The sequence below is a fragment of the Pseudomonas sp. NPDC088414 genome (assembly GCF_044753325.1).
In the GTDB taxonomy this organism is placed as follows: domain Bacteria; phylum Pseudomonadota; class Gammaproteobacteria; order Pseudomonadales; family Pseudomonadaceae; genus Aquipseudomonas.
Genome location: NZ_JBIVMY010000009.1, coordinates 43,734 through 58,707, shown reverse-complemented (window position 1 = coordinate 58,707; position 14,974 = coordinate 43,734). Strand labels below are relative to the sequence as shown.

Genomic DNA, 14,974 nt, shown 5'->3' with positions numbered 1-14,974 from the left:
CTTTTTTCGTTACAGATCGCTTATTGCGGCTGCGGACGCTTGCGTTCCACTGCACGCAACAAGTGAGTCGGCGGTGTTTCACAGCTGATCTTGCGACCGAGCTTCTCTTCGATCGACGGCAACTGGTAGGAGTCGTCCTCACCGGCGAAGCTGATCGATACGCCATCGGCGCCCGCGCGACCGGTGCGGCCGATACGGTGCACGTAGTCGTCCGGGACTTCCGGCAGGGTGAAGTTGATCACGTGGCTGATGCCGTCGATGTGGATGCCGCGACCGGCAACATCGGTGGCCACCAGTACGCGAATCTTGCCTTCACGGAAGCCTTCGAGGGTCTTGATGCGCTTGTGCTGCGGCACGTCGCCGGACAGTTGCGCGGCGTTGATGCCGTCGCGCACCAGGCGCTCTTCGATGCGACGCACTTCGTCCTTGCGGTTGGCGAAGACGATCACGCGTTCCCAGCCGTTGTCATTGACCAGGTTGTAGAGCAGTTTGTATTTGTCGGCCGCGGCCACGGCATAGATGTGCTGCTCGACGTTTTCGTTGGCCACGTTGGTGACTTCGATTTCGACGATTGCCGGATCGGTGGTCCATTGCTTGGCCAGGTTCATCACGTCTTCGGTGAAGGTCGCGGAGAACAGCAGGGTCTGACGCTCGGACTTCGGCGGGGTCTGACGAATGATCTGCCGCACTTGCGGGATGAAACCCATGTCGAGCATGCGGTCGGCTTCGTCCAGCACCATCACTTCGACCATGTCCAGATGCACGTCGCCGCGCTGGTTGAAGTCGAGCAGACGGCCCGGGGTGGCGACGAGGATGTCGCAGTGGCGCGCTTCAAGGTGCTTGAGCTGCTTGTCGAAGTCCATGCCGCCAACGAACGTCATCACGTTGAGGCCGGTGTACTTGGTCAGGTCGGCCGCATCCTTGGCGATCTGCACCACCAGCTCACGGGTCGGCGCGATGATCAGCGCACGGGGTTCACCCATGTAGCGTTCTTTCGGCGGCGGCGTCTGCAGCAACTGAGTGATGATCGAGATCAGGAACGCGGCGGTCTTGCCGGTACCGGTCTGCGCGCGGCCAATGGCGTCTTTGCCGGCGAGGGTGAAACCCAGCACCTGCGCCTGGATCGGCGTGCAGTACGGGAAGCCCAGATCCTGAATGGCGTGCATCAGTTCCGGAGCGAGTTTGAAATCGTGGAAGCGGGTTTTGCCTTCCTGGGGTTCGACGACGAAGTCTTCGAGCTTCCAGGGGATGACCGGTGCCTTGGGCTTCGGTTCGCGGCGCGGCCGGGGTGGTTTCGGCGCTTCGGCGCGGACCGGTTCGGTGGCGCTGGCGGGTTTCGGCTCGGGCTGGGGTGTCGCTACCGGAGCCGGACGTTCAACCTTGGGCGCTTCACTGCGAGGGCCGGGGGCGTGCGACGGCGCACTGGGGACTGGCGCGAGCTGCTCAGCCTCGCTTTTACCGAACATTTTCTTGAGTGCTTTGAGCACGGTCATCTCATCAATTGGTTAAGGAATGTACGCCGGCCAGTGTAATGCAAGAAACGGGCGCGGCGTAGTGGGACGGATCAAAGGGTTTTTAAACGTTCAGATTCAACGCAGGCGTTCGCCCAGCCAGGCGCCGATGTCGCGAATTTCTTCGGGTAACACTTCGTGCTCCATTGGGTATTCCTGCCATGTCACGGTGACACCATGCTTCACCAGATGCTCGTAAGCACTGCGGCCCATGGAGTTCTGCACCACGCCATCGAACTGGCCGTGCAGGCACAGCGCTGGAATGCGCTGCTGACTGGCTGAAAGCTCCATCTCGTCAGTGAAGGTCGGGGCGTAGGTGGACAGGGCAAGGACGCCACCCAACGGACCTTGCCACTTTATATAAGCGGTGTGCAGAACGACGGCGCCCCCCTGGGAAAACCCGGCGAGAAAAATCCGCGAAGCGTCTATTCCGCTGGCGCGCTCCTTTTCGATCAATTCAATGATGCGATCCGCCGATGCTTCCAACTGCTCACGGTCAATCGCCCGCGCCGGGCTCATGGCCTTGATGTCGTACCAGCTCGGCATCGCATAACCGCCATTGATGGTGACGGGCAGGGTCGGCGCCTGCGGCAAGACAAAGCGTGTCGTCAGCAGGCTTTCCTGCAGCGCTTCGGCCACCGGCAGAAAGTCATAGCGGTCAGCGCCCAGGCCGTGCAGCCAGATAACGCAGGCGTCTGCAGGCTTTACGGGTTCAAGAATCAGGGGCTCGGTCATGGCTGCTCCAAAAATGTGCGGGCGCTCTCAATAAGTGCGTGATTTGCGTGCGCGCCCGGTCGATCCGTTAACAAGATGTCGCAAGGCTACAAGTTTTGCTATTGACCTGTCGCGCAATCGCTTCAGCAAGCGGTGTGGTACGGGCTTTGCTATGGCTCTCAGCGTGCAACCGATCTCGCGTGTGGCGGTAACACTATCAGTGTACGTCGTGCGAAGGGATTGCAAAGAATCCGGTGATGGATGTTCGCCATTGGCCGCTACGGGCAAAGCGAACGTGAAAGGGCTACAGCCCGTTCGGCCGATTGGTGAGAAGTGAGTTGTCCATGATGTGGATTTTCTCCTACTAGACTCATAGCGAAGGTCTTACGTCGGTTGACCCCAAAAAAAGCCAACACGGGTCAACAACGCCTCAAAAGGGTGCGACTGGACTCAAGCTCCGACACAACAAGAGCAAAACTGGAGGTTTGAATGAAGATGTTGAAATCCACTCTGGCGGTCGTGACTGCAGCAGCAGTACTCGGCGTCAGCGGGTTCGCTCAGGCGGGTGCAACCCTGGATGCCGTGCAGAAGAAAGGTTTCGTGCAATGTGGCGTGAGCGACGGTCTGCCGGGTTTCTCGGTGCCGGACGCTTCGGGCAAGATCCTCGGGATCGACGCTGACGTCTGCCGCGCTGTGGCCGCTGCCGTATTCGGCGACGCCAACAAGGTCAAGTTCAGCCAGTTGAACGCCAAGGAGCGCTTCACCGCGCTGCAGTCCGGCGAAATCGACCTGCTCTCGCGCAACACCACCATGACCAGCTCGCGTGACGCCGGCATGGGCCTGAAATTCCCGGGCTTCATCACTTATTACGACGGCGTGGGCTTCCTGGCCAACAACAAGCTGGGCGTGAAAAGTGCCAAGGAACTGGACGGTGCAACCATCTGCATCCAGGCCGGTACCACCACCGAACTGAACGTCTCCGACTACTTCCGTGCCAACGGCCTGAAGTACACCCCGATCACTTTCGACACCTCCGATGAAAGCGCCAAGTCGCTGGAATCCGGTCGTTGCGACGTGCTGACCTCCGACAAATCGCAGCTGTACGCACAGCGCAGCAAACTGGCCTCGCCAAAAGACTACGTGGTGCTGCCGGAAACCATCTCCAAAGAACCGCTGGGCCCGGTCGTGCGTAACGGCGACGACGAGTGGCTGGCGATCGTGCGCTGGGTGGGTTACGCGCTGCTGAACACCGAAGAGGCCGGCGTGACCTCGAAAAACGTGCTGGAAGAAGCCAAGTCCACCAAGAACCCGGACGTCGCCCGTCTGCTGGGTGCTGACGGTGAATACGGCAAGGACCTGAAACTGCCGAAGGACTGGGTTGTGAAGATCGTTTCGCAGGTCGGTAACTACGGTGAAATCTTCGAGAAAAACCTCGGCAAGAGCACTCCGCTGGAAATCGACCGTGGCCTGAACGCGCTGTGGACCAACGGCGGCATTCAGTACGCACCACCAGTGCGCTAATGGTTCTGTCACCCGGCGGGCCAACCGCCGGGTGATGTTCTGTTCCATTTTTTCCGGGGCACTTCATGCAAAATTCAATCGGCGCACCAAAGCAGAGGTTCAGCCTCAGCGATCCGCGAGTGCGTGCGTGGCTGTTTCAGATCATCACCGTCGTGGCGGTCGTCGCCATGGGCTGGTATCTGTTCGACAACACCCAGACCAACCTGCAACATCGGGGCATCACTTCTGGTTTCGGCTTTCTGGAGCGCAGTGCTGGGTTCGGCATCGCTCAACACCTGATTTCCTACACCGAAGCGGACAGCTACGCCCGGGTGTTCGTGATCGGCCTGCTCAACACCCTGTTGGTGACCGTTATCGGCGTGATCCTGGCGACCCTGCTGGGCTTCATCATCGGCGTGGCGCGACTGTCGCCGAACTGGATCATCAGCAAACTGGCGACCGTGTATGTGGAAGTGTTCCGCAACATTCCGCCGCTGCTGCAGATCCTGTTCTGGTACTTCGCGGTGTTCCTGACCATGCCGGGACCGCGCAACAGCCACAACTTCGGCGACACCTTCTTCGTCAGCAGCCGGGGCCTGAACATGCCGGCCGCGCAAATGGCTGACGGTTTCTGGGCGTTCGTCATCAGTGTGGTGCTGGCCATCGTTGCCATCGTGCTGATGTGCCGCTGGGCCAACAAGCGTTTCGAAGACACCGGCGTACCGTTTCACAAGTTCTGGACTGGCCTGGCGATCCTGTTGGTGATCCCGACCCTGTGCGCGCTGATCTTCGGCGCTCCGCTGCATTGGGAACTGCCGCAGCTCAAGGGCTTCAACTTTGTCGGCGGCTGGGTGTTGATCCCGGAACTGCTGGCGCTGACCCTGGCGCTGACTGTGTACACCGCCGCGTTCATCGCCGAAATCGTTCGCTCCGGGATCAAGTCGGTCAGCCATGGCCAGACCGAGGCGGCGCGTTCGCTCGGCCTGCGCAACGGCCCGACCCTGCGCAAGGTGATCATTCCGCAAGCCCTGCGGGTGATCATTCCACCGCTGACCAGCCAATACCTGAACCTGGCGAAAAACTCGTCGCTGGCCGCCGGTATCGGTTACCCGGAAATGGTTTCGCTGTTCGCCGGCACCGTGCTCAACCAGACCGGTCAGGCGATCGAAGTCATTGCCATCACCATGAGCGTGTACCTGGCGATCAGTATCAGCATTTCCCTGCTGATGAACTGGTACAACAAGCGCATTGCGCTGATCGAGCGGTGAGGAAACGCGCATGACAACCCATACTTTCAAACCCGACATGCCACCGCCGGCCAAGGTCTTCGGCCCGATGGCGTGGATACGCGCGAACATGTTCTCCAGCTGGCTCAACACCCTGCTGACCCTGTTTGCGTTCTACCTGATTTATCTCGTTGTGCCGCCGATCCTCAGCTGGGCGATCCTCGATGCCAACTGGGTCGGCACCACCCGCGCCGACTGCACCAAGGATGGCGCCTGCTGGGTGTTCATTCAGCAGCGTTTCGGCCAGTTCATGTACGGCTACTACCCGGTGGAACTGCGCTGGCGCGTCGACCTCACCGTATGGCTGGCAGTGCTCGGCGTGGCGCCACTGTTCATCTCGCGCTTCCCGCGCAAAGCGGTGTACGGCCTGAGCTTTCTGGTGATCTACCCGATTGTCGCCTGGTGCCTGCTGCATGGCGGCGTGTTCGGCCTCGACGCCGTGGCGACCAGCCAGTGGGGCGGACTGATGCTGACCCTGGTCATCGCCACCGTGGGTATCGCCGGCGCCTTGCCGCTGGGGATCATTCTGGCGCTGGGCCGGCGCTCGAACATGCCGGCGATTCGCGTGGTGTGCGTGACGTTCATCGAGTTCTGGCGCGGCGTGCCGTTGATCACCGTGCTGTTCATGTCCTCGGTGATGCTGCCGCTGTTCCTGCCCGAAGGCATGAACTTCGACAAGCTGCTGCGGGCGTTGATCGGGGTGATCCTGTTCCAGTCGGCCTACGTCGCCGAAGTGGTGCGCGGCGGTCTGCAAGCGATCCCCAAAGGTCAGTACGAAGCGGCTGCGGCGATGGGCCTCGGTTACTGGCGCGCGATGGGCCTGGTGATTCTGCCGCAGGCCCTGAAGCTGGTTATCCCCGGCATCGTCAACACCTTCATTGCGCTGTTCAAGGACACCAGCCTGGTGATCATCATCGGCCTGTTCGACCTGCTCAACAGCGTCAAGCAAGCCGCTGCCGATCCGAAATGGCTGGGCATGGCCACCGAAGGCTACGTGTTCGCCGCCCTGGTGTTCTGGATTTTCTGTTTTGGTATGTCGCGCTATTCCATGCATCTGGAACGCAAGCTCGACACTGGCCACAAGCGTTAGGAGTTCTTTGTAAATGAGCGAAGCAATCAAAAAGCCTGTCGGCCCTGAAGGCATTATCCAGATGCAGGGCGTGAACAAGTGGTACGGTCAGTTCCACGTGCTGAAAGACATCAACCTCAACGTCAAACAGGGCGAGCGCATCGTCCTGTGCGGCCCGTCGGGTTCCGGCAAATCGACCACCATCCGCTGCCTCAATCGTCTGGAAGAACACCAGCAGGGTCGCATCGTTGTCGACGGCGTGGAGCTGACCAACGACCTCAAGCAGATCGAAGCGATTCGCCGCGAAGTCGGCATGGTGTTCCAGCACTTCAACCTGTTCCCGCACCTGACCATCCTGCAGAACTGCACGCTGGCGCCGATGTGGGTGCGCAAGATGCCCAAGCGCAAGGCCGAGGAAATCGCCATGCATTACCTGGAGCGCGTACGCATTCCGGAGCAGGCGCATAAATTTCCGGGGCAACTGTCCGGCGGTCAGCAACAGCGTGTGGCGATTGCCCGTGCGCTGTGCATGAAACCGAAAATCATGCTGTTCGACGAACCGACCTCGGCCCTCGATCCGGAGATGGTGAAAGAAGTGCTGGACACCATGATCGGCCTCGCCGAAGACGGCATGACCATGCTCTGCGTGACCCACGAAATGGGCTTCGCCCGCACCGTGGCCAATCGGGTGATCTTCATGGACAAGGGCGAGATCGTCGAACAGGCGGCACCGAATGACTTCTTCGACAATCCGCAGAATGACCGTACCAAGCTGTTCCTGAGCCAGATCCTGCATTGATGGCTTAGCGGCTGAGTGAACCAAGCCCCACCGGGATACCCGGCGGGGCTTTTTTCATGCTGCGAATCAACCCGCACGGGCCTTGAGCCCCAGTGCGATTTGCACTGCCCGCAATGCATTGAGGCGCCCATGCCCGTAGTAGTGGCTGTGGCCGTTTTCATCGTATTGACCGAGCGGCCCGTCATCGGGGTGGCCGATCTTGTCGCAGCAATCGGCAAGGATCTGGCGTACCGCAGAGCGATCAAGCTCCGGATTGACGCCGAGCACCAGCGCAGCGATGCCCGCGGCGCCGGGGCATGCGCTGGAGGTGCCGCTGAAGGTGTCGGTGTAGGCCGGCAAATTTGCTGCGGCAAACTGTGTGCTCAAATCAGTGGTGCGGATGCCCCGGGTCTGCGGGATAGAAGTTGCAGGTTTGAACGTCGGGTCGGGGTGTTGCTGATCGCCGCTGGGAAAGCAGCACCAGAGTGACTTGCCATAATCGCTGTAGGCACTGCGCCGGTTCTGGTCGTTGCAGGCACCTACCGCAATCACATGGGGATGGCTGGAGTAGCCATCATTGTCGGCACATTCGTTACCGTTTCCCGCGCCAAAAAAGATCAAACAGCCTTTGCCATTGCGGCCCTTGGTGGCGGCGTATTCGATTGCCAGACGTGTGCTGGCAGCCAGGGGGAATACTTGCGTGTGGCGCGGGTCCGCCGGGTCGGCCCAATGCCCTTCAGCCGGCCCCCAACTGCAGGAAATGACGTCGGCGCCCTGATCGGCAGCCCAGAAAAAGGCGTCGGCCTCGGCGCGGGCGCCCAAGGGTTTGGTGAGTTTCAACGGCATCAGGCTGGCTTTGGGGGCGACACCGCTGGCGCCGTCCTCACCATTGGCGCAGGCCACGCCGGCGGCGGCTGTGCCGTGACGTTCCTGGGCATTTTTCGGCCGTGGGCCCTGTTTCGAGTTACGCCGGTCGAAGTTCTGCGCGCCGACGATTTTGCCTTCTCCGGCGAACTCGGGATGGTCGATATCAAATGCATCGTCGATGACCGCTATCACGACGCCTTCGCCCTGCGCGAGCTCATGTGCGGCCTCGACGTTGGCGCTGGCATCGATTTCCACCTGATAGGTCACGGTGGTTTTCTTCAGGTGCCACTGATTGGCATGGATCGCTCGGCGTTGACCCTGGCGCAGCAGCTCCGGGTGGCAGTACTCGATTTCGTCGCGTTCCAGCCATTTACTCGTGAGGGTGCAGATATCGATGCCATGGGTGGCGGGGTGATGGACGAAAAAAGCATTTTTTGCATACGGCACTTCTTGTTTGATCATCAGGCCCAGCTCTTCAAGTATGACCATGCACTCAGTGGCTCTCAGCGAGTCGATGAACTTCAAAAAGATATTTTCGGTATAGAGCACCGGCTCCTGAGTGATGGGATCCACCAGCACGCTGCCCGCGAAGCGCACGTCGGGCAATTCGCGTAACCGCGCCTTGCGTTGCGATGCGTCCGAGTGCCCGGGCAGTTTGAAAATCTGCACATCAGCGTCCTCGACATGCAGCAACAGCTCGCAGCCTTCCAGCGCTGCGTGTGCAGATTCGCAGCAAAGCGTTTGCTCCAACTGCGTTCCCGCATGGCTGCGGATTGCCAGCAACTGGCGATTTTTCTGCAGAACAAAAGGGCGGTCGTGCTGCTTGCCGAAATTGACTTCTACCATGAGCGGTGCATCTTCCTTTGGATAATGACGGGGCAACACGCCCCTGGATCAATGTCCAAAGTCTGCAGTCCAGCGTCTGCAAGAGATGTCGGCAGTATTCCTGCGGACTGTGGGAAATCACTTCGCCTGTCAGCGGTTTTTACAACTGGTCGAGTAGGATTGATGTCTAGGTTGTACTTTCCTGCATGGGGTTGTGGGGAGCGCCGCAGCTGACTACCATGTCAGAAAATTCATCCTATGATTGGATGAAAGGGCGAATTCCATGACAGACATTTCACCTTTGATCAAGCGATCCCTGGTCGATCAGGCCCTGGATCAGTTGCGCCAACGCATCACCGATGGCGTGTGGCAGGTCGGCGAACGGCTGCCGACGGAGCCTGAGCTGTGCGCCGATTTGGGCATCAGTCGCAACACCGTGCGCGAAGCCATGCGCGTGCTGGCGTTTTCCGGGTTGATCGAAATCCGTCAGGGCGATGGCAGTTACCTGCGCGCGGTGGTCGATCCGATGGACACGCTCAAAGCGTTGTCCCGTTGCTCGCTGGAGCAGGCGCGTGAGACCCGGCACATCCTTGAAGTGGAAGCGATCGGCCTGGCCGCGTTACGTCGCACCGATGAAGACCTGCGCGCATTGCGCGAAGCGCTCGGCACCAGCGGCAGCCACTACCACGGCGATCTCGACACTTATATTTCCTGCGATCTGGTGTTCCACCGCCGTCTGGTGGACGCCGCGCACAACCCGACCCTCAGCGAGTTGTATCGCTATTTCTCCAGCATCGTCGGCGCGCAATTGCGCCAGACGCTGAACATCGTCCCGCGCCGTCAGGAAGTGTTCGACCTGCACATCGAGTTGCTCGATGCCGTCGAACAACGCGACCCGGAACGGGCCAAAGCCATATCGAGGCAGTTGATCAATGAACCTTGAAAGCGAAAAAAACCTGTCCATCCCCAAAAGAACTGCCGAGCTTGAAGAATTGCTGATCGACGCCGAGGCTGACGACGAGCAAGTGCAGCAAAGCCATCCGCTGGTGCGCCGGCCGTGGCTGTTGTTGCTGGGGCTGATTCTGGTGGCGCTGAACCTGCGCCCGGCGCTGTCGAGCATGGCGCCGCTGCTCAGCGAAGTGTCGAAAAGCCTTGGTCTGTCTGCGGCGCAGGCCGGTTTGCTGACCACGTTGCCGGTGTTGTGCCTGGGACTGTTCGCGCCGCTGGCGCCGATTCTGGCGCGGCGTTTCGGCGCTGAACGGGTGGTGTTGGGGATTCTGCTGACCCTGGCCGCGGGGATCATTGTGCGCAGCAACTTCGGTGAGATCGGGCTGTTTGCAGGTAGCGTGCTTGGCGGTGCGAGCATCGGCATCATCGGTGTGCTGCTGCCGGGCATCGTCAAACGCGACTTCGCCAAACACGCCGGGACCATGACCGGCGTGTATACCATGGCCCTGTGCCTGGGTGCGGCGATGGCGGCGGGTTCGACCGTGCCATTGAGCGAACATTTTGATAACAGCTGGGCGCTGGGCCTGGGCTTCTGGGTGATCCCGGCGCTGGTGGCGGCGATGTTCTGGTTGCCGCAGGTCGGGCAGAAACACGGCGCGCACAACGTCGCCTATCGGGTGCGTGGGCTGCTGCGCGATCCGCTGGCCTGGCAAGTGACGTTGTACATGGGCCTGCAATCGTCGCTGGCGTACATCGTGTTCGGCTGGTTGCCGTCGATCCTGATCGGCCGCGGCCTGACTCCGACCCAGGCCGGTCTGGTACTGTCCGGCTCGGTGATCATCCAGCTCGCCAGTTCGCTGGCCGCACCGTGGCTGGCGACCCGGGGCAAGGATCAGCGTCTGGCGATCGTGCTGGTGATGGCGCTGACCCTCGGTGGTCTGTTCGGTTGCCTGTATGCGCCGATTGAAGGGCTGTGGGGCTGGGCGATTCTGCTGGGTCTGGGGCAGGGCGGTACGTTCAGTCTGGCGCTGACCCTGATCGTGCTGCGCTCACGGGATTCACACGTCGCGGCGAACCTGTCGAGCATGTCCCAGGGCTTCGGCTACACCCTGGCGTCGATGGGGCCATTCGCGGTCGGCGTGGTGCATGACTGGACCGGCGGCTGGAATGCCGTGGGCTGGATCTTCGGCATCATCGGCACCGGTGCGATCATTGCTGGCCTTGGTGCCGGGCGTGCGCTGTACGTACAAGTGCAAAGCGAGAAGATCTGACGCGTAACCCTTTTTTGGGGCGTGATATCCCATGTGGGAGCGAGCTTGCTCGCGAAGACGGTGGTTCAGGCACAGATCATGTTGAATGTGCCGGCCTCTTCGCGAGCAAGCTCGCTCCCACAGTTTTTGCGGTGCTTTAAATCTTGCGTGGTATTCGCTCTGCGAATGCCGATAGTGTTTCTTCGATTTGCAGCTTATCGTGCTGGCAATCTGTCCATTTCCCGGAGTTTGCCCATGAGCGAAGCCCACGCCGCGTTGATCACCCACTTCTATCAGGCCTTCCAGCGCCTCGACGCCGAGGCCATGGCCGCGTGCTACACCGACGATGTGGTATTCAGCGATCCGGCCTTCGGTGAGCTGCGCGGGCGCGATGCCGGCGACATGTGGCGCATGCTCACCACCCGCGCCAAGGACTTCTCCCTGACCTTCGACAATGTCCGCGCCGACGAGCGCAGCGGCGGCGCGCACTGGGTGGCGACGTATCTGTTCAGCCAGACCGGCAACGTGGTAATCAACGACATTCAGGCGCGCTTCGTCTTTCGTGACGGCAAGATCTGCGAGCACCACGACCACTTCGACCTGTGGCGCTGGTCGCGACAGGCTCTGGGGTTCAAGGGCCTGCTGCTGGGCTGGACGCCGCTGGTGCGCAACGCGGTCCGCGCGCAGGCGTTGAAAGGGCTGAAGGCATTTCAGGCCGGTCGCTGATAAGATCGCGGCCTGTTTCCTACATGCCCAGATCCCGAAGTGACCAGCCTCAGCGAAAAACCGGTTGAAGTCGTCGAGCCAGTGAGCAAATCCTGGTTCGTCTACCTCGTGCGCGCGGCCAATGGCTCGCTGTACTGCGGGATCAGCGACGACCCGGTGCGCCGCTTCGCCAAGCATCAAAGCGGCAAGGGCGCACGCTTCTTCCTGTCCAGCCCGGCGCTGGCGCTGGTCTACACCGAGCGTTGCCGCGACAAGAGCGACGCATTGCGTCAGGAACAGCTGATCAAAAAACTGCGCAAGAGCGCCAAAGAATGTCTGGTCGCGTCTTATCAATCTGACTGATCGGTTCCCATCAGGCAGATCTGTAGGCTGCTAATCAAATGCGCGCTAAGCTGCCGACTCACTTTCTGTGCGGCGGAGCCGAGTATGTCCGAGTTGATTCTGCATCATTACCCGACCTCTCCATTTGCCGAAAAGGCTCGCCTGCTGTTGGGTTTCAAAGGCTTGTCCTGGCGCTCGGTGCACATCTCGCCGGTGATGCCCAAGCCGGATCTGACCGCGCTGACTGGCGGCTACCGCAAGACCCCGGTGCTGCAGATCGGTGCCGATATCTATTGCGACACATCGCTGATCGCCCGTCGTCTGGAGCAGGAAAAGGCCCTGCCGGCGTTTTTCCCCGAAGGCCAGGAAATGATCAGCGCCAGTTTCGCGGCATGGGCCGACTCGGTGGTGTTTCAGCATGCCGTCAGCCTGGTGTTCCAGCCGGAATCGGTGGCGGTGCGTTTCGGCAAGTTGCCGCCGGAAGCGATCAAGGCGTTCATTGCTGACCGTGCTGGATTGTTCAGTGGTGGCACGGCAACCAAACTGTCCGCCGAGCAGGCCAAGCACCAATGGCCAACGCTCATGGCGCGGCTGGAGCAGCAGCTGCAGCGCGAGCAGGGCGACTTCCTGTTCGGCGAGCCGTCGATTGCCGACTTCGCCCTGGCGCATCCGCTGTGGTTCCTCAAGGCGACGCACGTCACTGCGCCGTTGGTCGATGAATATCCGGCCGTGACTGCCTGGCTGGGGCGTGTGCTGGGCTTTGGTCATGGTGCAGCGAGTGCGATGACTGCCGAGGAGGCGCTGGAAGTCGCGCGCAGTTCCACGCCGGCGGCGCTGCCGGATGAGCAGTTTGTCGATCCGAACGGCTTCAAGGCGGGGCAGCAGGTGGCGATTGCCGCGACAGACTACGGGGTTGACCCGGTGGTGGGTGAATTGCTGTTTGCTGGCCGCGAAGAGCTGATCCTGCGTCGTGAAGATCCGCGTGGCGGTGGGGTGCATGTGCACTTCCCGCGCTTTGGTTTCCGTATCGAAGCCAAGTAACGGTTACACACAACATCCTGTGGCGAGGGAGCTTGTCGAATCGTCGCACCGTCCCGCTCGACTGCGCAGCAGTCGTAAACCTGCGAACGTGTTCTCGCCCTTAAAAGCGGGGGCCGCTTCGCAGCCCAGCGGGAGCAAGCTCCCTCGCCACAGGTGTGTGTGTTACTTCAGGGCGGCGAGGATCTCGTCCGGGTCGAACCCACGAATCAACGTGCCATTCACGTCAATCAGCGGAATCCCGCGCCCACCCAGCGCCTCATACGCCTTGCGCGCCTCGGCGTCCTTCTCGATATCGAACTCCTTGAAGGGAATCCCCTTGCTGTCGAGAAAACGCTTGGTCTGCTTGCAGTAGGCACACCAGTCGGTGGCATACAGCACAACGCGGGCCTGCGCCCGCGTCTGCTCGGAGACCATCTGCGACGGGTTGAACACCCGCTCGATCTTGCCCCAGTTCTGATAGATCACCACCACCAGCAGAACCAGCGCAACCTTCTTCAGCACATTGCCGAGCATCAGTTGCGGCGCTTGAGCTGATCGGTGAGCGAGGTCGGCAGGCCCTTGATGATCAGGGTGCCAGCCTCTTCGTCGTACTCGATCTTCGAACCCAGCAGGTGCGCTTCAAAGCTGATCGACAGGCCTTCAGCGCGGCCGGTGAAGCGGCGGAACTGGTTGAGCGTGCGCTTATCTGCCGGAATCTCCGGCGACAGGCCGTAGTCCTTGTTGCGGATGTGATCGTAGAAGGCTTTCGGCCGTTCTTCGTCAATCAGCTCCGACAGCTCCTCCAGCCCCATCGGCTCGCCGAGCTTGGCCTGGCTGCTGGCGTAATCCACCAGGGTCTTGGTTTTCTCCCGGGCGGAGTCTTCCGGCAGGTCTTCGCTTTCGACGAAGTCGCTGAAGGCCTTGAGCAGCGTGCGCGTCTCGCCCGGGCCGTCGACGCCTTCCTGGCAGCCGATGAAGTCGCGGAAGTATTCCGAAACCTTCTTGCCGTTCTTGCCCTTGATGAACGAGATGTACTGCTTGGACTGCTTGTTGTTCTGCCACTCGGAAACATTGATCCGCGCCGCCAGGTGCAGCTGGCCGAGGTCGAGGTGGCGCGACGGGGTCACGTCCAGCTCATCGGTCACCGCCACGCCTTCACTGTGGTGCAGCAGGGCGATCGCCAGGTAGTCGGTCATGCCTTGCTGATAGTGGGCGAACAGCACGTGGCCACCGACCGACAGGTTCGACTCTTCCATCAGCTTCTGCAGATGCTCGACCGCGACTTTGCTGAACGCGGTGAAGTCCTTGCCGCCTTCCATGTATTCCTTCAACCAGCCGCTGAACGGGAACGCACCGGATTCCGGATGGAACAGACCCCAGGCTTTGCCCTGTTTGGCGTTGTAGCTCTCGTTGAGGTCGGCGAGCATGTTCTCGATGGCCGCGGATTCAGCGAGCTCTGTATCACGGGCGTGCAGAACTGCGGGCGTGCCGTCGGGTTTTTTGTCGATCAGGTGGACGATGCAATGACGGATCGGCATGGGCTTCTCGGCTGGTGGAAGGGAGGAGGGCAGGCTCCCCCGAAAAAGCGCCCAGTGTACCGCAAACTCCATCCGAGACTCCCTGTAGGAGCTGCCGAAGGCTGCGATCTTTTGACTTTGATTTTTCAAAAACAAGATCAAAAGATCGCAGCCTTCGGCAGCTCCTACAAAAACAGGGCGCAGCAAAAAATTGCGGCCCATGGCGGCGTAATCAGGGGGTGGAAGGGCAAATCCGGGGCAAGCGCCCGGCCTTATGCAGTTTTTTACCGATTTAGAGCAATAAAGCTGACCAAATGGGTAGCTAGAGGCGGATATTTCCCCGTCTCTGTGCTAGTTTTGCCCGGTCTTACGCGAAGTCACTGCGTTAAGCGTGCATTCAGCATTTGTCAGGTCGAACCAAACCCTGATTTCGGCATCTATAACCCCGACTCGTCGTGGTTATCGCCGAGGGTGCCAGATCCAGAAGATCGGGCTCGATGGCTGACACTGCACTCTGCAATCCATATGAATTTGATAGGGAAGGAACACTACATGGCTCTTACTAAAGACCATCTGATCGCCGACATCGCTGATGCTATCGACGCGCCGAAAACCACCGCGCGTAACGCTCTGGACCAACTG

At 60.4% G+C, this 14,974-nt stretch carries 14 protein-coding genes and 1 pseudogene; 10 read left to right on the top strand and 5 right to left on the bottom strand.

The window, feature by feature from the left end:
* Window positions 1–20: 20 nt before the first annotated feature.
* Both rhlB and ACIP8I_RS11250 read right to left on the bottom strand, forming a co-directional pair.
* Window positions 21–1,493 carry an ATP-dependent RNA helicase RhlB gene (gene rhlB / locus ACIP8I_RS11255; RefSeq protein ID WP_400761022.1) on the bottom strand — a complete coding sequence of 491 codons (1,473 nt, stop codon included), beginning with the start codon at window positions 1,491–1,493 and terminating at the stop codon, window positions 21–23.
* A 96-nt stretch (window positions 1,494–1,589) separates the two neighbouring features.
* On the bottom strand, window positions 1,590–2,246 hold the full coding sequence (locus ACIP8I_RS11250) for an alpha/beta hydrolase (protein ID WP_400761020.1): 657 nt from the start codon (window positions 2,244–2,246) through the stop codon (window positions 1,590–1,592).
* Window positions 2,247–2,714: 468 nt separating this feature from the next.
* On the opposite strand from ACIP8I_RS11250, the gene ACIP8I_RS11245 reads away from it, so the two are divergent.
* The 4 genes from ACIP8I_RS11245 to ACIP8I_RS11230 all read left to right on the top strand — a co-directional run bounded on the left by ACIP8I_RS11245 (window position 2,715) and on the right by ACIP8I_RS11230 (window position 6,879).
* Entirely contained in the window at window positions 2,715–3,746 is a 1,032-nt protein-coding gene (locus tag ACIP8I_RS11245; protein ID WP_007965188.1) for an amino acid ABC transporter substrate-binding protein, read from the top strand.
* 65 nt (window positions 3,747–3,811) lie between these two features.
* Window positions 3,812–4,993: an amino acid ABC transporter permease gene (locus ACIP8I_RS11240; protein ID WP_007965186.1), complete on the top strand. Its 1,182-nt coding sequence runs from the start codon at window positions 3,812–3,814 to the stop codon at window positions 4,991–4,993.
* 10 nt (window positions 4,994–5,003) lie between these two features.
* The gene (locus tag ACIP8I_RS11235) at window positions 5,004–6,101 is read left to right on the top strand and encodes an amino acid ABC transporter permease (RefSeq protein ID WP_041064780.1); all 1,098 of its coding nucleotides are present in this window, start codon (window positions 5,004–5,006) and stop codon (window positions 6,099–6,101) included.
* 13 nt (window positions 6,102–6,114) lie between these two features.
* Window positions 6,115–6,879 carry an amino acid ABC transporter ATP-binding protein gene (locus tag ACIP8I_RS11230; protein WP_003221897.1) on the top strand — a complete coding sequence of 255 codons (765 nt, stop codon included), beginning with the start codon at window positions 6,115–6,117 and terminating at the stop codon, window positions 6,877–6,879.
* Between the two features lie 66 nt (window positions 6,880–6,945).
* Here the strand turns inward: ACIP8I_RS11230 and ACIP8I_RS11225 are convergent, their stop codons facing one another.
* Complete coding sequence (locus ACIP8I_RS11225; protein ID WP_400761017.1) at window positions 6,946–8,571, bottom strand: S8 family peptidase; 1,626 nt, start codon at window positions 8,569–8,571, stop codon at window positions 6,946–6,948.
* 262 nt (window positions 8,572–8,833) lie between these two features.
* Here ACIP8I_RS11225 and ACIP8I_RS11220 point away from each other — a divergent pair, with 262 nt between their 5' ends.
* From ACIP8I_RS11220 to ACIP8I_RS11200, 5 genes are all read left to right on the top strand, one after another.
* Window positions 8,834–9,493: a FadR/GntR family transcriptional regulator gene (locus ACIP8I_RS11220; RefSeq protein ID WP_400761014.1), complete on the top strand. Its 660-nt coding sequence runs from the start codon at window positions 8,834–8,836 to the stop codon at window positions 9,491–9,493.
* Window positions 9,483–10,769, top strand: a complete 1,287-nt coding sequence (locus tag ACIP8I_RS11215) for a CynX/NimT family MFS transporter (protein ID WP_400761011.1) — start codon at window positions 9,483–9,485, stop codon at window positions 10,767–10,769. Before ACIP8I_RS11220 ends, ACIP8I_RS11215 begins: the two co-directional genes overlap by 11 nt.
* Before the next feature lie 234 nt (window positions 10,770–11,003).
* Entirely contained in the window at window positions 11,004–11,474 is a 471-nt protein-coding gene (locus tag ACIP8I_RS11210; protein WP_400761009.1) for a nuclear transport factor 2 family protein, read from the top strand.
* Between the two features lie 39 nt (window positions 11,475–11,513).
* On the top strand, window positions 11,514–11,816 hold the full coding sequence (locus tag ACIP8I_RS11205; protein WP_400761007.1) for a GIY-YIG nuclease family protein: 303 nt from the start codon (window positions 11,514–11,516) through the stop codon (window positions 11,814–11,816).
* Between the two features lie 84 nt (window positions 11,817–11,900).
* Window positions 11,901–12,836: a glutathione S-transferase family protein gene (locus ACIP8I_RS11200; RefSeq protein ID WP_400761005.1), complete on the top strand. Its 936-nt coding sequence runs from the start codon at window positions 11,901–11,903 to the stop codon at window positions 12,834–12,836.
* 162 nt (window positions 12,837–12,998) lie between these two features.
* Here ACIP8I_RS11200 and ACIP8I_RS11195 read toward each other — a convergent pair whose 3' ends face one another.
* Window positions 12,999–13,349: a glutaredoxin family protein gene (locus ACIP8I_RS11195; protein WP_400761003.1), complete on the bottom strand. Its 351-nt coding sequence runs from the start codon at window positions 13,347–13,349 to the stop codon at window positions 12,999–13,001.
* Window positions 13,349–14,353, bottom strand: a complete 1,005-nt coding sequence (gene yejK, locus ACIP8I_RS11190) for a nucleoid-associated protein YejK (protein WP_400761000.1) — start codon at window positions 14,351–14,353, stop codon at window positions 13,349–13,351. Before yejK ends, ACIP8I_RS11195 begins: the two co-directional genes overlap by 1 nt.
* Before the next feature lie 531 nt (window positions 14,354–14,884).
* Between yejK and ACIP8I_RS11185 the strand changes: the two are divergent.
* Window positions 14,885–14,974 (top strand): annotated as a pseudogene (locus tag ACIP8I_RS11185) (HU family DNA-binding protein); the annotation flags it as partial.